The sequence below is a fragment of the Polynucleobacter sp. genome, assembly GCF_044342855.1.
Lineage (GTDB): Bacteria > Pseudomonadota > Gammaproteobacteria > Burkholderiales > Burkholderiaceae > Polynucleobacter.
In genome coordinates this window covers 28,008-44,607 of sequence record NZ_JBIIPA010000017.1, presented here as the reverse complement: position 1 = coordinate 44,607, position 16,600 = coordinate 28,008, and the positions used below count along the sequence as shown (strand labels likewise).

The 16,600-nt window shown below is 45.8% G+C and carries 24 protein-coding genes and 1 pseudogene; 17 read left to right on the top strand and 8 right to left on the bottom strand.

What is annotated here, in order from left to right; translation table 11 throughout:
- Positions 1-164, bottom strand: a pseudogene (locus ACIQZ3_RS07080) (transposase); the annotation flags it as partial.
- Between the two features lie 113 nt (positions 165-277).
- Here ACIQZ3_RS07080 and ACIQZ3_RS07075 point away from each other — a divergent pair.
- Positions 278-469, top strand: coding sequence for a hypothetical protein (locus tag ACIQZ3_RS07075; RefSeq protein ID WP_397391656.1), 192 nt, complete (start codon positions 278-280; stop codon positions 467-469).
- Positions 470-600: 131 nt separating this feature from the next.
- On the opposite strand, the gene ACIQZ3_RS07070 is transcribed toward ACIQZ3_RS07075, so the two are convergent.
- Positions 601-1,500 (bottom strand): histone deacetylase, encoded by a 900-nt coding sequence (locus ACIQZ3_RS07070; RefSeq protein WP_397391661.1) that lies wholly within the window; start codon positions 1,498-1,500, stop codon positions 601-603.
- Positions 1,501-1,557: 57 nt separating this feature from the next.
- Between ACIQZ3_RS07070 and ACIQZ3_RS07065 the strand changes: the two genes are divergently transcribed.
- Entirely contained in the window at positions 1,558-1,737 is a 180-nt protein-coding gene (locus tag ACIQZ3_RS07065) for a DUF2256 domain-containing protein (RefSeq protein ID WP_397391653.1), read from the top strand.
- A gap of 3 nt (positions 1,738-1,740) precedes the next feature.
- Positions 1,741-2,997 (top strand): DASH family cryptochrome, encoded by a 1,257-nt coding sequence (locus ACIQZ3_RS07060; RefSeq protein WP_397391651.1) that lies wholly within the window; start codon positions 1,741-1,743, stop codon positions 2,995-2,997.
- A 4-nt stretch (positions 2,998-3,001) separates the two neighbouring features.
- Here ACIQZ3_RS07060 and ACIQZ3_RS07055 read toward each other — a convergent pair whose 3' ends face one another.
- From ACIQZ3_RS07055 to ACIQZ3_RS07045, 3 genes are read right to left on the bottom strand one after another with little or no spacing between them, the layout of a single operon-like run.
- Entirely contained in the window at positions 3,002-3,382 is a 381-nt protein-coding gene (locus tag ACIQZ3_RS07055) for a DUF2237 family protein (RefSeq protein WP_397391648.1), read from the bottom strand.
- A 37-nt stretch (positions 3,383-3,419) separates the two neighbouring features.
- Complete coding sequence (locus ACIQZ3_RS07050) at positions 3,420-3,995, bottom strand: histidine phosphatase family protein (protein WP_397391646.1); 576 nt, start codon at positions 3,993-3,995, stop codon at positions 3,420-3,422.
- A gap of 13 nt (positions 3,996-4,008) precedes the next feature.
- Positions 4,009-4,704: an SDR family NAD(P)-dependent oxidoreductase gene (locus tag ACIQZ3_RS07045; RefSeq protein ID WP_397391644.1), complete on the bottom strand. Its 696-nt coding sequence runs from the start codon at positions 4,702-4,704 to the stop codon at positions 4,009-4,011.
- A gap of 60 nt (positions 4,705-4,764) precedes the next feature.
- Between ACIQZ3_RS07045 and ACIQZ3_RS07040 the strand changes: the two genes are divergently transcribed.
- From ACIQZ3_RS07040 to ACIQZ3_RS07005, 8 genes are all read left to right on the top strand, one after another.
- Positions 4,765-5,034 carry a TIGR03643 family protein gene (locus ACIQZ3_RS07040; protein WP_397391642.1) on the top strand — a complete coding sequence of 90 codons (270 nt, stop codon included), beginning with the start codon at positions 4,765-4,767 and terminating at the stop codon, positions 5,032-5,034.
- Between the two features lie 5 nt (positions 5,035-5,039).
- Positions 5,040-5,426, top strand: a complete 387-nt coding sequence (locus ACIQZ3_RS07035) for a thiol-disulfide oxidoreductase DCC family protein (protein ID WP_397391640.1) — start codon at positions 5,040-5,042, stop codon at positions 5,424-5,426.
- Between the two features lie 4 nt (positions 5,427-5,430).
- Positions 5,431-5,979, top strand: coding sequence for a chalcone isomerase family protein (locus ACIQZ3_RS07030; protein ID WP_397391637.1), 549 nt, complete (start codon positions 5,431-5,433; stop codon positions 5,977-5,979).
- Positions 5,980-6,534, top strand: coding sequence for a DUF3833 domain-containing protein (locus ACIQZ3_RS07025; RefSeq protein ID WP_397391635.1), 555 nt, complete (start codon positions 5,980-5,982; stop codon positions 6,532-6,534).
- 8 nt (positions 6,535-6,542) lie between these two features.
- Positions 6,543-8,087 carry a cryptochrome/photolyase family protein gene (locus ACIQZ3_RS07020; protein WP_397391659.1) on the top strand — a complete coding sequence of 515 codons (1,545 nt, stop codon included), beginning with the start codon at positions 6,543-6,545 and terminating at the stop codon, positions 8,085-8,087.
- Between the two features lie 68 nt (positions 8,088-8,155).
- Positions 8,156-8,284: a hypothetical protein gene (locus ACIQZ3_RS07015; protein WP_397391633.1), complete on the top strand. Its 129-nt coding sequence runs from the start codon at positions 8,156-8,158 to the stop codon at positions 8,282-8,284.
- A gap of 48 nt (positions 8,285-8,332) precedes the next feature.
- Positions 8,333-8,608, top strand: coding sequence for a hypothetical protein (locus tag ACIQZ3_RS07010; RefSeq protein WP_397391631.1), 276 nt, complete (start codon positions 8,333-8,335; stop codon positions 8,606-8,608).
- Positions 8,609-8,637: 29 nt separating this feature from the next.
- Positions 8,638-9,618, top strand: a complete 981-nt coding sequence (locus ACIQZ3_RS07005; protein WP_397391629.1) for a quinone oxidoreductase family protein — start codon at positions 8,638-8,640, stop codon at positions 9,616-9,618.
- A gap of 93 nt (positions 9,619-9,711) precedes the next feature.
- Here the strand turns inward: ACIQZ3_RS07005 and ACIQZ3_RS07000 are convergent, their stop codons facing one another.
- Together ACIQZ3_RS07000 and ACIQZ3_RS06995 are read right to left on the bottom strand one after the other, a co-directional pair.
- Positions 9,712-10,083 (bottom strand): hypothetical protein, encoded by a 372-nt coding sequence (locus tag ACIQZ3_RS07000; RefSeq protein WP_397391627.1) that lies wholly within the window; start codon positions 10,081-10,083, stop codon positions 9,712-9,714.
- 43 nt (positions 10,084-10,126) lie between these two features.
- Positions 10,127-10,354, bottom strand: coding sequence for a hypothetical protein (locus tag ACIQZ3_RS06995; protein ID WP_397391624.1), 228 nt, complete (start codon positions 10,352-10,354; stop codon positions 10,127-10,129).
- A 185-nt stretch (positions 10,355-10,539) separates the two neighbouring features.
- Between ACIQZ3_RS06995 and ACIQZ3_RS06990 the strand changes: the two genes are divergently transcribed.
- From ACIQZ3_RS06990 to ACIQZ3_RS06975, 4 genes are all read left to right on the top strand, one after another.
- Complete coding sequence (locus tag ACIQZ3_RS06990) at positions 10,540-11,118, top strand: HdeD family acid-resistance protein (protein WP_397391623.1); 579 nt, start codon at positions 10,540-10,542, stop codon at positions 11,116-11,118.
- Positions 11,119-11,156: 38 nt separating this feature from the next.
- Positions 11,157-11,345 carry a hypothetical protein gene (locus tag ACIQZ3_RS06985; protein ID WP_397391620.1) on the top strand — a complete coding sequence of 63 codons (189 nt, stop codon included), beginning with the start codon at positions 11,157-11,159 and terminating at the stop codon, positions 11,343-11,345.
- A gap of 51 nt (positions 11,346-11,396) precedes the next feature.
- Entirely contained in the window at positions 11,397-12,473 is a 1,077-nt protein-coding gene (locus ACIQZ3_RS06980) for an acyltransferase family protein (protein WP_397391618.1), read from the top strand.
- A gap of 66 nt (positions 12,474-12,539) precedes the next feature.
- Positions 12,540-13,148 (top strand): NYN domain-containing protein, encoded by a 609-nt coding sequence (locus tag ACIQZ3_RS06975; RefSeq protein ID WP_397391616.1) that lies wholly within the window; start codon positions 12,540-12,542, stop codon positions 13,146-13,148.
- A 163-nt stretch (positions 13,149-13,311) separates the two neighbouring features.
- Here ACIQZ3_RS06975 and yjgA read toward each other — a convergent pair whose 3' ends face one another.
- Positions 13,312-13,839, bottom strand: a complete 528-nt coding sequence (gene yjgA, locus ACIQZ3_RS06970) for a ribosome biogenesis factor YjgA (protein ID WP_397391614.1) — start codon at positions 13,837-13,839, stop codon at positions 13,312-13,314.
- 113 nt (positions 13,840-13,952) lie between these two features.
- Here yjgA and ACIQZ3_RS06965 point away from each other — a divergent pair, with 113 nt between their 5' ends.
- Both ACIQZ3_RS06965 and ACIQZ3_RS06960 read left to right on the top strand, forming a co-directional pair.
- A complete protein-coding gene (locus ACIQZ3_RS06965) occupies positions 13,953-15,596 on the top strand; it encodes a GMC family oxidoreductase (RefSeq protein WP_397391612.1) in 1,644 nt (547 codons plus the stop codon).
- Entirely contained in the window at positions 15,589-16,518 is a 930-nt protein-coding gene (locus ACIQZ3_RS06960; protein WP_397391610.1) for an EamA family transporter, read from the top strand. Before ACIQZ3_RS06965 ends, ACIQZ3_RS06960 begins: the two co-directional genes overlap by 8 nt.
- Positions 16,519-16,600 lie beyond the last annotated feature (82 nt).

Sequence of the window (16,600 nt, the reverse complement as noted above, 5' to 3'; positions counted from 1 at the left end):
CGACGCACTTCACTGGCACCTAAATCACCATATTTTTTCTTCCAAATGTAGAAGGTAGCTTGCGATATTCCAATGCTGCGGCAGACATCTTCAACAGCGGTTCAGGATTCAGCCTGGCGCAGAACGTAGGTAACTTGCTCTTCAGTAAATTGAGATCTTTTCATCGTTTTTCCCTATTTTTTAAAATGGGTCTAAACGACATTACTCTAGTTTTGAGGTCTACCAGTTTATTGGGAGAGGGTCACTATTTGATAAGCGTCGTTCTGAGCCCGTTTTTATGGAGGCAATGAAAACTGGTGAGGGGGTTGGTGCTGGATATCAGCAGCAGTACCAAGTCATCATCTTTAAAAATACGGACGCTATCGATCAGTTCCTATTAACCTCAATTGATGGGCAGCGTGGTGGCATGGATGTTGACGCGAATTTCTCAGATGGTTCCGGTGGAACTGTTCGCTCTTTCAATCCATAAATTTCGATCTATACGGTTGGTTTGTCTGGATACGATCTGCAGGCAAATTATGGTGGAACGCTACTACCTAGTAGACAAACAGTTAAACGATGTCAAAACGTTAAACTCCTTGCCATCCAAGAGTCAGTAATTTATAAAAATTGTTGTTGGTATCGCAGTGCAGTTTGGATGGTTTGAAAATGAATGTCCACAGTCGACTGAATTTCCCTGCCATAGCCACCCGCCATGCTAAATGCGATCGGGATTTGGTGAACTAAGCCGTACTGGAAAACGGTTTCGTCTCGCTGGCGCATACCATCTTTACTGATACTGAGTTTTCCTAGGCGGTCTCCTTCATATGGATCGGCCCCAGCCAGGTAAATAATGAAATCAGGCTTGAATCTATTGAGTATCTCCAAGCCTTGATTAAGGGCGCTGAGGTAATCGCCATCCTCACATCCATTGGGCAGTCCAATATCTAAATCACTCTGCTCTTTGGTAAATGGGAAATTATTTTCACCATGGATGGAGAGGGTAAATATAGAGGCATCATTTTGCAGAATTGATGCCGTGCCATTACCTTGGTGTACGTCTAAATCCACAATGGCCACCTTCAGTTTTGGATAAATTTCTTTTTGCAATACTCTTGCTGCAATTGCTGAATCATTGAATACGCAAAAGCCGCTACCCATATTGCGATAGGCGTGATGTGTACCACCCGCAAGGTTTGCTGCCAAGCCTTCATTCAAGGCGGCTTTAGCGGCTGCGACAGTAGCGCCGGCCGAGCGCCTAGAGCGCTCCACCATGAGTTCACTCCAAGGGAAACCAATATCCTGTTGCTCTTTTGGGCTAAGGCTTCCTGAAATGACTTTAATCAGATATTGAGGATCATGGGCATAGAGAATCTGCGTATCCGTAGCGGCTGGCGCCTCGACGAGCTCGACTCCCTCTAGATTGGTGACAAGGTCTCGTAGCTGACTGTACTTTTCCATCGGGAAGCGATGCCCCGGTGGAAGTGGTAAAACATAGTGGTCGGTATAAAAAGCTTTCAAAGCCAGTCTCACGCATGCGGTATGCACATGAGTCTATTCGTTTTTCTATAGGTAGGTATGTCTCGATCTGAAAAAGCAGGTTTTAAGGGGAATAAATCATTTTTGCCTAGCAAGACTTGCCTCGTCTGTGGCAAAGAGGTGACCTGGCGCAAATCTTGGGCTAAAAATTGGGATGAGGTTAAATATTGCTCCGATGCCTGCCGCTCTAAAAAATCAGGCAACAAGACTGAGGCGTAATCTATGAGTACATTGATTTACTGGTTTCGCAATGATTTGCGCTTAGCGGATAATCCGGCATTTACACAGGCTTGCTTATGTGCGGATCATCTTCTGCCGGTTTATGTACATGACTCGAAAGAGCAGGAAACAGTTTATGGTTTTGAGCGACAAGGACCGCATCGCCAGGCTTTCTTAAGGGCGTCCTTGGATGACTTAGGGGCTCAGCTTCGCACTCTAGGCTCAGACTTATTAGAGTTTTCTGGCAAGCCAGCGGAGGTATTGCTGCGCTTACTCAAAGATGCGTCTGCAAAAGCAATCTACTGCGAACAAATTGAAGCCCCCGAAGAAATTGAGCAAGTACGAATTTTGCAGGAACAGGGTGTTGATGTTGAAGAGTTCTGGCAATCAAGCATGTTGGATCCGCAGGCTTTTCCATTTGAGTTGGAAAAAATGCCTGATGTCTTTACTGCATTTCGTCGCGAGATTGAGAAAGCGCAACTCAAGTTTGCACAGCCCATCGATGCACCCAAGAAAATTCCTGCGCTACCAGCAGCTTTGCCTCACGGCTCCATATTGCCTTCTAGAGCTCAATCATTTTTACACCCTTATTTATTAGGGGGTGCCAGCTATGCGTACGCCCACCTGAAGCAATATCTAGAGCGGCGTTTGCCGGATAGTTATAAGGAGACTCGTAATCAGCCCATTGGCATGGATTACTCCGGTAAGTTTTCGGCATGGCTTGCCTTGGGCTGCATCTCAGCGCGCGATATAGCGGCGCAACTCCACGAGTACGAGCATTATTACGGTGCTAACGACGGTACCTATTGGCTTTGGTTTGAACTACTGTGGCGTGACTATTTCCGCTTTATTCACTTTAAGTATGGTCAGAAGTTATATCGCGCTAGTGGCTTAACCGGCGTACCCGTAAAACCATCTTACGCACCCAGCTTTGAGCAGTGGCGTACAGGAACCGCCGGAACTGCTTTAGTGGACGCAGGTATGCACGAGCTTCAGCAAAGCGGTTATCTCTCCAATCGGATGCGTCAGATTGTGGCGAGTTACTGGATATACGATATGAAAGGTGACTGGCGTGCTGGCGCAGCCTGGTTTGAATCCCAACTAATAGACTATGACGTTTACAGCAATCAGGGTAATTGGCTGTATATCGCTGGACGCGGAACAGACCCTAGGGGAGGCAGGCCATTTAATGTTGCCAAGCAAACTCAGGACCACGATCCTCAAGAAATCTATCGCAAGCTTTGGCTCTCACCCGAGTAAGTTTTTACAGTTTTTCTACTTCCGCATATTGCTCTAGTACTTCTAGAGAGACTTTCTCCAAGGCTTTGATGTGCGTACTCTCTAGCTTAATCATTGGCGCACAGTTGGCCTCTAGAGCTTCGATCCAGCGATTGAGACATAGGCACCACTGATCCCCTGCAATCAGCCCTGGGAACTGGTACTCCGGTCTTGGGGTAATCAGATCATTGCCACGTTTCAGACTAAATTGTAAAAAGTCATTGCTGACTAATGCGCAAACTAAGTGACTCCCGACATCTTGTTCGTCGGTCTTGCAGCAACCATCCCTAAAAAATCCCGTTAAAGGATCGAAGGAGCAGGGAACCAGTGGTTGGCCTAAAACATTGAGGGGTAATTCAGTGGACATAGTTACTCTTTTGGAAGTGATGTATTGATTGATGAAGTTATGGACTAGGGTAGAGCTTGTGCGATACAGCTTGGCCCGAGGAATTGACCTTCACTAAAATCATGTCACCTGAATTAAGCGCCTTACCCGTGAAGGATTCGATATTGACATGGTGGGTCACCATAATGATTGGTGCATTTGGATATTTAATGCGCTCTGTCTGAATTAACTTTGCCAAATCTTCAGTCTGCTTTTTCGCCTGACCCATATCATCAAAGAAAGACCCGAGTGCCGCCTCCTTTTTAACTTGACCCTTATTGAGAAGAGTTGCAGTATCAAGACATCGACACCAAGCACTGCTATAGAGCTGCGCCTTGGTAATACCCTGCTTGGCTAGCCACTCGCCAATAGCTTGGGCTTGTTTCCTGCCACGCTCTCCTAGATTGCGTTGTGTGGAACACTGGTTCAGTTGGTAGCCCTGAGGATCACCATATCCGGGTGCATCAGCATGGCGCATGAGTAAGACATGTTGGCCATCTTGCATAGCGCTAGCCAACTCAGTTTGAGCTAGGGTAACGGTCTGCACCCCGATCAGCATGAGTAGTGCAATTAAAAATTGGGAATAATATTGCATAAGGTGTTGTAAGTTACCAAGGTAATTTTTCGCTAGAGTAAGTAAGGAAGCTTCCTGAATCCTCTTTATCGATTGAGAGAAGAACATTCAGCATGTCTTGCGCAGCATCAAGAGGAGGCCTGCCAATTTGCTCCCCCTTAAAAGCTTTTGATAGGTGGGAATTGACTGTCCCTGGATGTAGTGCAACCAAAGCGGTGTTGGGTTTGGTTCTTGAGAATTCAATTGATGCTGTCTTAATCAGCATATTCAATGCTGCCTTAGAGGCGCGGTAGCTGTACCACCCACCGAGACGATTATCTTCAATACTCCCGACCTTGGCAGAGAGCGTTGCCATGACGGAGTTGTTAGGGTCTAGTAACTTAGAAAAGTACTTAATAGTTAATCCAGGTCCGATGGCATTAATTTGGATCAACATCTGCAATTGTTCGGCATTGAGATCGTCCAGCCTCTTTTCGGGCATCCAATCCGCAGAGTGCAATATGCCGATGGTATTGATAATCAGATGAAAGGGCGCTTCATCCGAGAGGGCCTTCGCTGCCGATTCAATAGTGCTGAGATCTTGATAATCAATCGGGTTATCGGAGTTTCGATGAATTCCAGTTACCCCCAAGCATGCTGGATCATTTTCTAGTAATTCCACAAAGGCAGAGCCGATGGTTCCAGAGGAGCCGATCACAAGTGCGCGGAAGGGTTTGGGGATTAATGGCATGAATTAGGGGGAATAGATAGGGTCTCAGCCAGTTTATTGAATAAGTCTTAAACTTGCCTGATGACAACGCGCTTACCCCAGACACTATCAGAAGCTGATCTCTCGAGGTTGATTGAGATGGCTTGGGAGGATCGCACCCCTTTTGATGCGATCGAGGCTACTTTTGGGTATTCCGAACCTCAAGTCAAGGCCTTAATGAGGAAAAATCTCAAACGTAATTCGTTCGAGTTATGGCGCAAGCGAGTGACTGGTAGAGCGACCAAGCATGTTGCTTTGCGCAGTAAGTTGGTTACTCGTGCTTATTGCGCAACTCAGTACAGGCTAAAATAAGCGCCATGAAAAAGCTGACTATGTTTTATGACGGCCTTTGCCCCCTATGTCAGGCGGAGATTCAATTTCTGTCTGGGCGAAATCAGGCGGGATTACTCAGCTTTGTTGATATTAATTCATCTGAATACTCTCCTGAACGCGTGGGCGTCTCTTGTGATCAAGCCTTGGCTTCCATGTGCGCGCAATATGATGATGGCCAGCTGCTTGAAGGTGTTGAAGTATTTTCAGCAGCCTATAGTCGAGCAAATCTTCCTAGGCTGGCGTGGATTTTTTCTAGACCGGCACTCAAGCCTTTTTGGAATATAGGCTATCGATTGTTCGCAAAGCATCGTCATGCGATTTCATCCTTGTTTGGGCCTCTTGCTTTACGGCTAGTAAATAGAAAAGGGTAAAGATATGAAGCTCTCCCGTGCATTGGTAATTACTTTAGCTCTCGGCGTACTCACTCCAAACAGTTTTGCTAAGGGGCCGCCACATATTAAGAGCATGATGGGTCAAGTCCAATTGCAGGGCTTTGGCAGGCTCAACTTTTGGGGCTTTCATGTTTACGATGCCAATCTATATCGTGGTACTGCCAAGGATTCTCAAGAGTTTGCTCTCGAACTGAGGTATCAAAGATCATTCACCGGCGAAGCAATTGCCAGCCGTACGGCCGAAGAGATGAAAAATTTAGGTGTCTCCGATACTCAAGCAACTGCTTGGAGTAAGGAGTTAGCGAGCATTCTTCCGAATGTGGAGCCTGGCCAGACCATTGCTGCCGTATATATTCCTAAACAAGGAACCAGTTTCTTTTACGAAGGCAAAAAGATATTCCAAATTCAGGGTGCTGATTTTGCAAAAGCCTTTTTTGGAATTTGGTTAGATTCAAAAACGAGCGTCCCAAAACTGAGGGCAGAACTCTTGGGGCAGGGCTGCCCACCACCACTTATTTCAGGAGCATGTTAAATGCGTAAAACTTATATCGCTGCAAAATGGATGATCGTGGGTTTAGCGATTGCGGGCTTGTTTGCTTGTTCCTCGCCTTTAGTAACGCAGTACGCAAATGAAAAACCAAATCTAGATCTCAGTGAATACTTCAATGGCACGATAGATGCCTATGGAATCTTTACCGACCGTAGCGGTGAAGTTAAAAAACGGTTTACTGTGCTTTTGGTGGCGCAGTGGAAAGTTGTTGATGGTAAAAAAGTCGGCACTCTGGATGAAAGCTTTGAATATTCCGACGGCACTAAACAAAAGCGCATCTGGACTTTGACTGAAACTGCTCCCGGTAAATATATTGGTAAGGCAGATGATGTTGTAGGTGATGCGCTGGGCGAATCAGCAGGTAATGCCCTCAATTGGACCTACACCTTGGCATTGCCAGTAGATGGCACGATCTATCACGTGCAATTTAATGATTGGATGTACCTTGTAACGCCTAAGGTTATGCTGAACAAAGCCAAGATGAGTAAGTTTGGCATTGATCTTGGCGAGGTTACCCTGAGCTTTTACAAGCGCTAAGCCCGGTAATCAGCGAGGATAGACACCTGAAGAAGCTTGTTCTGATACTGGGTGATCAGCTAGATATCAATAGCCCGGTAATAAAAAAACTCAATCTCAAGACTGATCAGGTGGTCATGATTGAGTCTACGGATGAGGCTACGTATGTTTGGTCTCATAAGGCAAAAATTGCTTTGTTTTTGTCGGCAATGCGCCACTTTGCTAAGCAACTAGAAGAACTTGGTATACCGCTGAAATATATTCAACAGTCTCCCCAATCGATTGGAGACACTCTACGAGCGATTATTCAAAAAGAAAAATGCACTCATTTGGTTTGTCTTGAACCGGGGGAGTATCGACTCAAGTGTGAAATTGAAACATTAGCTTCTGAATTAAACATTGAATTAGAAATGCAGGAGGATCCCCATTTCTATTGCTCCCGTCAGGAATTTTCTAACTGGGTTGCTGGTAAGAAAGAATTGCGTCTGGAGTACTTCTACCGACTGATGCGCAAGACTCATAACATCCTGGTCGACAAAGAAGGCAATCCCGAGGGTGGTCAATGGAATTTCGATCGAGACAATCGCAAGCCTTTTCCAAAGAAAGGCCCTGGTTTAATCCCCTCTCCTGAATTATTCGAACCAGACGTCATCACCAAATCTGTTCTGGCTGAGGTGGAAGAGCTCCATCCAGATCACCCTGGATCATTGGCGAACTTCCAGTGGCCGGTGACTCGCCAACAAGCACTACAAGCTCTAGAGGGATTTTTGGAGCACCGTTTAGCGACTTTCGGTAATTATGAAGATGCGATGTGGACGGACACTCCTTTTGGTTGGCACTCTTTGTTGTCGAGTTCACTGAATTTGAAGTTGCTGAACCCGAGAGAGGTGGTTGACGCAGTTTTAGTTGCCTGGAAAAAATATGACCTAGAGTTGGCAACTGTAGAGGGATTCATTCGCCAGATTTTGGGTTGGCGAGAATTCGTGCGAGGCATGTACTACCTCGACATGCCGCAAATGGCTGAAGATAATTTTTACAAGCACCAGAATTCTTTACCTGACTGGTATTGGACCGGCGATACAAATATGAAATGTATGCAGGAGTCGATTGGGCAAACGCTACAGTACGGCTATGCCCATCATATTCAGCGCCTGATGGTTATTGGTAACTTCGCATTGCTCGCAGAAATTCTGCCCCAAGAGGTGTGTGATTGGTATCTAGCTATTTATGTGGATGCGATTGAGTGGGTGGAGTTGCCCAATACTGCTGGTATGGCCTTATTTGCTAGTGGCGGCCGCTTCACTAGCAAGCCTTACATTGCGAGCGGCGCTTACATTAAGAGAATGAGTAACTATTGCGGCTCATGCCAATATAAGACTGATATCCGATTTGGGGAGGGTGCCTGCCCAATGACTAACCTTTATTGGAACTTCCTCATTAAACATCGCAAGCAATTTGAGGCTAGTCCTCGCACTAGATTGATGACTGCTAATTTATCCAGAATTGATGAGTCAGATCAAAGATCTATCCAGGAGCACGCCAAGACCATTTTGGGCAATCTGAACGCGCTGTGAGCGGGGGCGGCAAGGTTCTGGGTTTTGTGTCACACTTTGCCAATTAAATCAATAGCTTAAAGACTGCAATGCGAATAGAAGACACTGATCCGGCACGGCATGCTGGCATTGAGTATCCCATGGAGGTAGGTGCACCCGTATTTGCGCCGATCAAAGTCTTGGAAGAGAAAGACAAGGCAGTCAATGTCGCTCGCTAAAATGCCAAGCTTGAATATGACCGCATTATGGAGCAGGCTGAAGTGCTCATGAAGCAGGCACGTGCTCTTCAAGCTAGATTGGACGCGACAGAAATGGTGCACAGCGCTAAATTTGGTTTTAATCCTCTGCATGGCAAAACTTATCACCTGTATTTCGATAGCTGTATTGGTACAAATGTGTTGATCCAAAATGGCTCTGATCAATGGAGTTGTGGCATACCTGATTCTTGGGCCTATGTCATGGCAGTTAAAAAGCTCGGTGATAGTACCTGGGCAATCGTTGAGGATGGGGAGCTGACATCTTCATCTGTTGCGGTAAGATAAATTTTCCTATAAAAATAATAAGGTGACTTGTGACAACTGCTCGAATTGTTAGTCTTTCAGAACTCGGTAATGCCGATGTAATTCAACTAATCGATAAAGAGCTGCCAGCTCCAGGAAGGGGTGAAGTACAACTTCGTCAAACTGCAATTGGCTTTAACTTTATCGACGTGTATCAGCGCTCAGGTATTTTCCCATTGGAATTGCCAACGGGCTTGGGTCACGAGGCGGTTGGTGTTGTCGAGGCGCTTGGTGAAGGCGTCACTCGATTCAAGGTGGGCGATCGCGTGGTGTATATGAATGCGGGTATCGGTGCTTATGCCAATGCACGCAATGTGGCGGGGGATAAGCTGGTGTCGGTGCCAGACAATGTATCTGATGAAGTCGCTGCTGCTGTGTTCTTTAAGGCAATGACTGCGCAATACTTAATTCAAAAGACCTACAAGGTCAAAGCTGGTGACGTCGTGCTTGTGCATGCTGCTGCTGGTGGTGTTGGCCAAATCTTAGCGGGTTGGGCAAAATCATTGGGCGCTTTTGTAGTGGGTACTGTTGGCTCCGAAGTCAAGTTTGCTGCAGCAAAAGAGGCGGGATGCGATGCTGTGGTCGATTACTCAAAACCCAATTGGGTTGAGGAGGTCATTAAGGCAACAGGTGGTCGCAAGGCGAATGTGGTTTACGACTCTGTTGCTAAAACTACTTTCTTGGGATCTCTCGAGTGCGCCGCTCCATTTGGTACGGTAGCCTTATTTGGTGCGGCTTCTGGCCCAGCGCCAGAGATTCAGCCAGAGATTTTGAACAAGAAAGGCTGCCTCTTCTTAACAAGACCTTCAGTGTTTCCGCATAACGCTACTCCAGAGTTGCTTCAAGAAAATGCTCGCGCGGTATTTGATGCGATTGCACAAGGTCGTGTAAAAGTACAAATCGGTGCTAAGTTCTCTCTCGAACAAGCTGCAGATGCACATAGAGCGGCCGAGGGAAGAAAAGTTTCGGGTGCGATTGTCATTACGCCTTAATCCAGGCATATGAATAAATAGCCGACTAGTATTGTTTACTTAAAAGCCCCGCTGATGAACTGGGGCTTTATTCATTTATGTATCAGAAGCACTCTAGAAGCTAAATTCCCTGTAATGCCGATAGAGGTTGGCAATTGATGCAAAGCCCAGAACTACGATCAGAACGGCAAAAAGGTAGTCAATTGTTAGGTAGGTAAACACGCCTGCCTGAATCGCAATAGCTGCGGCAAGAAAGGCGGCGATGGCACCCAGTACCACCAACTTAAAGCTGGGAATGAATGCCCCCAGAGTTATGGCCACAAATAACAGAATGAGTTCTGAAACGAGCTGGTCGGCCATCAAGAAGATTCCGTTGGTGAACTCTGGGTTGGTGATCTTGCCAACAATCGCAAGCACAAGAATGCTGCCCAGCAACGCAAAGTTGAGTTTGGCTTTCTTGAGAATCGTGAGAAGTTGATCGTTCATAGTGGCGGGATGCTCCTAGTTTTTTTTCTTCTCTTAGTTGCTATTAATAATTAGGGCTGCCGCTGAAAACCAGGCTGATGCCGATCCACAACAAGATGAAAGCAATCAAAATAGTGAAGCCGAGTTTCTTGAGGAAGTAACCCAGGGTATCCATATAGGCTTCGTCATTACGACCAAAATATTGGTCAAAGCGCTTCCATGCCAAGCGACCCACAACAAGGGGTAGCAACATGGCAACAATGCCAAGAACAACGGTGAGAGTGGTATCCATCTAAATTCAATACTTTCTTAGGCTGGCGGCTAGTGACTAGCCATATAAAAGAAGTAAGAATACCTGTTTTTCCTACGCACCAATTGGGCCTAGAGGCTTGTTCAGCCTGATTTATGCTCTAAAACCCTGAGTTTGTTGATACAGTAGAGTCTTTACTGGTCAATATTTCTTCGAAAGCATTCAATATGACCGAATTATCCGTAAGCCAAATTAAAGAAATCCGCACTGCAGTCCTTGGTGCCGCAGCTAAAGTGCCTGGTGCACTAATTGGCATGGGCGTTTTGTTTATTGCCTTGGGAATGATTGGTATCGCTGGTCAGACATTGTTTTCATTTATCACTATTAATGTATTGGGTGCATTCTTGATTTTTGGCGGTGCCGTTCAATTTGCCCATGCTCTCAAATCAACCGGCTGGAAGAATGTCGGAATTCAAGTGGTATTGGCTGTTTTGTATATTGCCGCTGGTGTTTACACCTGGGCCTTCCCAATTCCTGCTCTAGAAGCAATTACTCTCTGGCTTGCTGCAATCTTTTTTATTACCGGCTTTCTGCGTTTGATTTCTGCATTTCAGCACCGTCATTTCCGTGAATGGTTCTGGTTGGTGTTGTCCTCTGCGATTTCTATCTTGATGGGTGTGCTTATCATGAATGGTTATCCAGAAAGCAGCTTGTGGTTACCTGGCTTACTCATCGCAATCGAGTTGCTCTTGCAAGGCTGGTCGTTATTGTTCTTGGGCCTAGCCGCACGTTCATTAACTAAATAAAAATAGAGCCGTAAAACTTATTTAGAAATGCAAATGTTATGTCAATGAAAAAAACCGATCTCTATAAAAACCTGGCCCTGACCACTGCGCAGCGTATGAAGAATGCCGCTAAGACGCCAAAGCCAGGTGCTGCGGAGAGTATTGCGAAAACCAAAAAAGAGCTTGCCAGCAGTAATCCTATGCTGGCCTCTTTGATGGGCAAAACAAAGTCCGAGAAATCCAAATAATTACTTTCTATAGACACTCTTTATTCATTTGAGTGCCGGTCTATTTCTGTTTTGAAGCAAACCCAATCCCTTTTCTTAATTGATCTTATCAAGGTCTTCGCAGCGCTGTTAATTATTCTGCATCACCTATCTAGCTACGGCCAGATTGCAGAAGATGCGCGCTTAATATTGCCAGGCTTGATGACATGGCTCTTTGAGTATGGTCGCTATGCCGTGCAAATCTTTTTAGTGATGGCCGGCTACTTGGCAACTCAGTCCCTCACGCGATTCGCTAATGCAAAATTCAGTAGTCGGAATTTACTGCGAGTGATCATCAATCGCTATTTACGCTTATTTCCCCCTTACATTGCCGCTTTGATTTTCACGACTCTCTGTGCCTGGATTGCGCGCTTATGGGTGAATGATGAATTCGTTGGCGAGCAAGAGACCTTGAGTCAATTTATTGCCCACCTATTTTTTCTGCAGGGCATTCTAGGTCTTGATTCGATCTCTGCAGGCGCTTGGTACGTAGCGATTGACTGGCAGTTGTACTCAGTGCTGGCGGTACTACTCATTTCTTTTTCTTCTTATCAAGCCTTGATATGGTTGATCAGCATTGTTGCTGTGAGCTCTTTGCTGTACTTCAATCATTCCGCACAATATGAAGCCTACTTTATTTATTTCGTCGGCTCTTATGGTCTTGGCGTGCTGGCTTATCTTGCTAAAAACTTTGCCGATCAGAAGATCCAAGGATTAGCCAAGTTTGCACTCATTGCTATTGGGGTAGTTATTGCGATCTCCACTTTACAACAAGTGTGGTTGCGTAACTTCTTGGCTTGGTTTGTAGCCTTACTATTATTTATATGGGGTAATGCTACTTATCCTGCTATTGGGGCTGCAACTCGAGGATTGAAAGCATCAACATTACGTGCAATTGCTTGGGCGAGTCCGCGCTCCTACTGCGCCTTCTTAATTCACTTTGCCTTTATCTTGCTGGCGAATACGCTTTATATTGCCTCTGGAATGCACGCTCATGAGAGTGGTCTGATTGCAATCAGTCTTATGCTGGGAGTTGTGGTGTGTAGCGCTTTTGCTGCTAGCTACATGTATCGCTTGGTGGAGATTCCTTCAGCGAAGTTAAAGATTTAGAAGATTTTTTATATTTCAGAATTGAAAACCATTTAATATTTAGGTGAATTCACCAATCTTCAAAAGGTGTATGATTTATCCACGACTCACCCATTAACCGTTCGGTATATCCGATTGCTTTTTGGGCGACAGACCACCTTCGGGTGGTTTTGTCTTTTATGGAATGGGAAAATTATCAAAACTACTATTTGTATTGATGGTTACAACCTCTATTACGGCTTGCTAAGAAATTCAAAATTGAAGTGGCTTGATATTGTTAGGTTATTTTCTGAGTACATCTTAGATAAAAATGCAGAATTAACACAAGTACGCTATTACACGGCGCCTGCTCTAGGAAGGATGTCGGATGACCCGATGTCAACCCAGCTACAACGCTTATATCTTCAGGCCTTAAGAAAAATGTATCCCAATTCTTTGGAAATAATCCAAGGAAAAATTTTGGCGACAACACCCTATCAAAGATTGGTGAGACCGATTAATGAGGTCCCTGAATTAAAAATAGTTCAGGTTTATGACTTCAATGAAAAAAAGACGAATGTTAATTTGGCATCAGATCTAATTACTGGGGCTTGGACGGGGGCTTATGAGCAGGCGGTAGTTTGCAGCAATGATTCTGATCTTGAAGGTGCGTTAGCAGCGGTAAGAGGCACCATGTGCAATTGCGAATTGGTTTAGTTGCGCCAATTCAAAGTAAAAATCACCGACATATTTCGGGTGATCTAGCAAAACACTCAGATTGGAGAAAGATTCTCAGCGTTACACATATTGCTGCTGCGCAGCTTCCACCCAAGATCCCAAACTCAAAAATTCAAAAGCCTGATTCTTGGTAATTGGGAGGCTAGATTCCCATATCTTTTAAGACGCGGAAGATTTCACGGAAAGCCTTAGGGGGTTTATTGGCTTCTTTTTCTTTGCGCGCATTACGAATAAGAGTACGCATATTCTGAATATCCATATCTGGATATTGCTCAATCATTTTGGTAAATGTTTCATCGTTCGCTATTAGGCGATCGCGATAGGACTCCAGATGGTGGAGTTTTGCAGTTTCTGCCTTGCTAACGCCCTGAATGGCATCCAAGCGCTTTTGAATCGCATCAAGCTCTTCCTCATCCAAAAAGCGCATGAGCTTGCCAAGATACTGCTTATGGCGACGGATCGCCTCAAAACTCTTAATCTTGTTTGTTTCGGCAATGGAGGTTTTAATAGCCTCATCCATTGGTATGGTCTTTAAGGCATCACGACTAAGCGCTGCTAGCACTTCGGCCAGCTTTTGGCGCTCGGTCATCAACCGCTTTAGCTCCGATTTGCTTGGTCCCTCATCAAGATCTTCTTTCTTGGGGGTGCGGTTCTTTTCATTGACATGCATGGGGCTATTTTAGACGGGTATTTGCCGTTTCTAGCTGAATCGCCTAATTTCTTCGTAATGGGAGATTTGGTAAATAATAGAGTTTAAAAATAGACATCTATAAAAGTAGAGACATGAGCAAAACCAGCCATCCAAACACCTACGACTACATCATCATTGGCGCTGGCAGCGCCGGCTGCATGCTTGCCAAGCGCCTGACTGAGAATCCCGCTAAACGCGTGCTCTTAATTGAGGCTGGCAAGAACGATAACTACATCTGGATACATGTGCCAGTTGGTTATTTATATTGTATCGACAACCCAAGGGCAGATTGGCGCTTTAAGACTGCTGCGGAAAAAGGTCTGAACGGACGCTCATTGTTGTATCCGCGCGGTAGAGTTTTGGGCGGTTGCTCATCTATCAACGGCATGATTTATATGCGCGGCCAAGAGGGTGATTACGCCTCATGGGTTAAGGCAACCGGTGATGAATCTTGGTCTTGGCAAAATGCATTGCGCCGTTACAAATCATTTGAGGACTATCACGGCGCAGCCAATCAGTGGCATAGCAAAGGCGGAGAGTGGACTGTATCTAAGCAGCGTTTGCGTTGGCCCATCATGGATGTCTTTAAAGAGGCTGCAGTAGAGGCAGGTATTCCGGCATCAGCTGACTTTAATCAAGGCGATAACTTCGGTGTCGGGTATTTTGATGTCAGTCAGCGTAAAGGTTGGAGACTCAATACTTCAAAAGCATTTTTGCGTGATGCTGCCAAGAGATCCAACCTCACTGTAGTTACCGAGGCTATTGTTGATAAACTATTGATCGATCCCAGTTCGAAAAATTGTTACGGCGTTCAATATATTAAAGATAGTAAAACTATCGACGTGCATTGCACCGCTTCTGATGCTGGCAATCAAGGTGAAGTGATTTTAAGTGCGGGTGCCATTGGCAGCGTGCAGGTTCTAGAGCGCTCAGGTATTGGCTCAGCTGCGCACCTCAATAAGCTAGGCATTCAGGTGATTGCTGATTTACCTGGCGTAGGCGAGAATTTACAAGACCATTTGCAATTGCGCATGATCTACAAGGTCAACAACATCAAGACTTTAAACACTAAAGCTAATTCTTTATTGGGTAAGTTGTTAATTGGCATGGAGTACGTATTTAAGCGCTCCGGCCCGATGTCAATGGCTCCCTCGCAGCTGGGTGCTTTTGCATACAGCTCGCCTGATCAGCCCTCAGCAAATCTGGAATATCACGTTCAACCTCTATCGCTAGAAAAGTTTGGCGAAGATTTACATTCCTTCAACGCGATTACTGCTAGCGTTTGTAATTTACGCCCAACATCTCGCGGTAGTGTGCACATCAGCTCGCTTGATCCAGAAACGCCCCCAGTGATTGCGCCAAACTATTTATCGACTCAGGAAGATCGAAAAGTTGCGGCCGATTCTTTGCGCCTCACGCGCAAGATTGTGGAAAGCCCTGTACTTAAGCCATACACGCCAGATGAATACAAGCCAGGCAAGCAGTATCAAACTGATGAAGAGCTTATCAAAGCTGCTGGTGATATTGGTACAACGATTTTTCATCCAGTGGGCACTTGCAAGATGGGGCGCGATGACGATCCGTTGGCAGTGCTCGACTCTGAGTTACGCGTGAGAGGTATTCAGCATCTGAGAGTAGTGGATGCATCTGCGATGCCAACAATTACTTCTGGTAATACTGCAGCTCCGACCATGATGATTGCGCAACGCGCTGCAGAATTGCTTACGAGTGAGTAGTTCAAAACTACAAAGTAGTTCGCAGCCACATCCTGGCCTCCCAGCGAGTCACTTGTTATTAGCGCTCGCTATCGTTGCGGTATGGGGGACGAACTTTGTCGTTATCAAGATTTCTCTTGCTAGCTTTCCACCATTTTTCTTTGCTGCACTGCGATACATTTTTGCTTTATTGCCGGTAGTATTTTTTATGCCTAGGCCCAAAGTCTCCTGGGGCAATCTTTGTGTCTATGGCTTGGCAACTGGGGTGGGGCAGTTCGGTGTCATGTATTTTGCGATTGATGGGCGTATTTCTCCTGGCCTCGCTTCTTTAGTGATTCAGACGCAGGTGTTTTTTACGATTGGCTTTGCGATGTTCTTCGCTAAAGAGGGTCTCAGGCTGTATCGGGCGGTAGCCGTGGCCGTAGCAATGACGGGTTTGGTAATTATTGCGCTGCACACAGATGCCACAACAACTTTCTTGGGCCTCGCTTTGGTGGTATTTGCTGGCTTCTCATGGGGTGTTGCTAATACGGTGAGTCGTAGGGCTGGCGCTATCAATATGCTGTCTTATGTTGTTTGGGCAAGCGCATTCTCAATACTGCCCTTAATGATCGTTTCGCTCATCTTTGAGGGCGGCTTTACTCATTTATGGGAAGTAACTCTAGCGGCGCCTCCAGGAGCATGGGTTGGCGTACTCTGGCAGTCTTGGGCCAACACCTTATTTGGCTATGCGGCATGGGGCTGGTTACTCTCAAAGCACCCGGCAGCCGTGGTGGCCCCTGCACCTTTGCTAGTACCCATCTTTGGAATGGGGGCTTCAGCCTTCTTCCTGGGTGAAGCCTTGCCAAGCTGGAAAGTCATGGCAGCTGGCTTGGTAATCGCTGGTCTTGTGGTCAATCTTTTTTGGCCCACATTGCGCGAGAAAAGTCGTCGGTTTTTTTAATGTGACTTTTATCTCTTGGCCTAATGTAAAACCCTAATACAAACCCCCTTTTTTGCCCCTACATTAACTGTAAGATGGTTAT

Coding starts and splice junctions, on each gene's coding strand:
- ACIQZ3_RS07040 (WP_397391642.1), top strand. CDS start 4,765: ATGACAACGCGCTTACCCCAGACACTATCAGAAGCTGATCTCTCGAGG.
- ACIQZ3_RS07035 (WP_397391640.1), top strand. CDS start 5,040: ATGAAAAAGCTGACTATGTTTTATGACGGCCTTTGCCCCCTATGTCAG.
- ACIQZ3_RS06995 (WP_397391624.1), bottom strand. CDS start 10,354: ATGGATACCACTCTCACCGTTGTTCTTGGCATTGTTGCCATGTTGCTA.
- ACIQZ3_RS06965 (WP_397391612.1), top strand. CDS start 13,953: ATGAGCAAAACCAGCCATCCAAACACCTACGACTACATCATCATTGGC.
- ACIQZ3_RS07060 (WP_397391651.1), top strand. CDS start 1,741: ATGAGTACATTGATTTACTGGTTTCGCAATGATTTGCGCTTAGCGGAT.
- ACIQZ3_RS07025 (WP_397391635.1), top strand. CDS start 5,980: ATGCGTAAAACTTATATCGCTGCAAAATGGATGATCGTGGGTTTAGCG.
- ACIQZ3_RS07065 (WP_397391653.1), top strand. CDS start 1,558: ATGTCTCGATCTGAAAAAGCAGGTTTTAAGGGGAATAAATCATTTTTG.
- yjgA (WP_397391614.1), bottom strand. CDS start 13,839: ATGCATGTCAATGAAAAGAACCGCACCCCCAAGAAAGAAGATCTTGAT.
- ACIQZ3_RS06985 (WP_397391620.1), top strand. CDS start 11,157: ATGTCAATGAAAAAAACCGATCTCTATAAAAACCTGGCCCTGACCACT.
- ACIQZ3_RS07055 (WP_397391648.1), bottom strand. CDS start 3,382: ATGTCCACTGAATTACCCCTCAATGTTTTAGGCCAACCACTGGTTCCC.
- ACIQZ3_RS07000 (WP_397391627.1), bottom strand. CDS start 10,083: ATGAACGATCAACTTCTCACGATTCTCAAGAAAGCCAAACTCAACTTT.
- ACIQZ3_RS06990 (WP_397391623.1), top strand. CDS start 10,540: ATGACCGAATTATCCGTAAGCCAAATTAAAGAAATCCGCACTGCAGTC.
- ACIQZ3_RS07075 (WP_397391656.1), top strand. CDS start 278: ATGGAGGCAATGAAAACTGGTGAGGGGGTTGGTGCTGGATATCAGCAG.
- ACIQZ3_RS07050 (WP_397391646.1), bottom strand. CDS start 3,995: ATGCAATATTATTCCCAATTTTTAATTGCACTACTCATGCTGATCGGG.
- ACIQZ3_RS07045 (WP_397391644.1), bottom strand. CDS start 4,704: ATGCCATTAATCCCCAAACCCTTCCGCGCACTTGTGATCGGCTCCTCT.
- ACIQZ3_RS07030 (WP_397391637.1), top strand. CDS start 5,431: ATGAAGCTCTCCCGTGCATTGGTAATTACTTTAGCTCTCGGCGTACTC.
- ACIQZ3_RS07010 (WP_397391631.1), top strand. CDS start 8,333: ATGAAGCAGGCACGTGCTCTTCAAGCTAGATTGGACGCGACAGAAATG.
- ACIQZ3_RS07015 (WP_397391633.1), top strand. CDS start 8,156: ATGCGAATAGAAGACACTGATCCGGCACGGCATGCTGGCATTGAGTAT.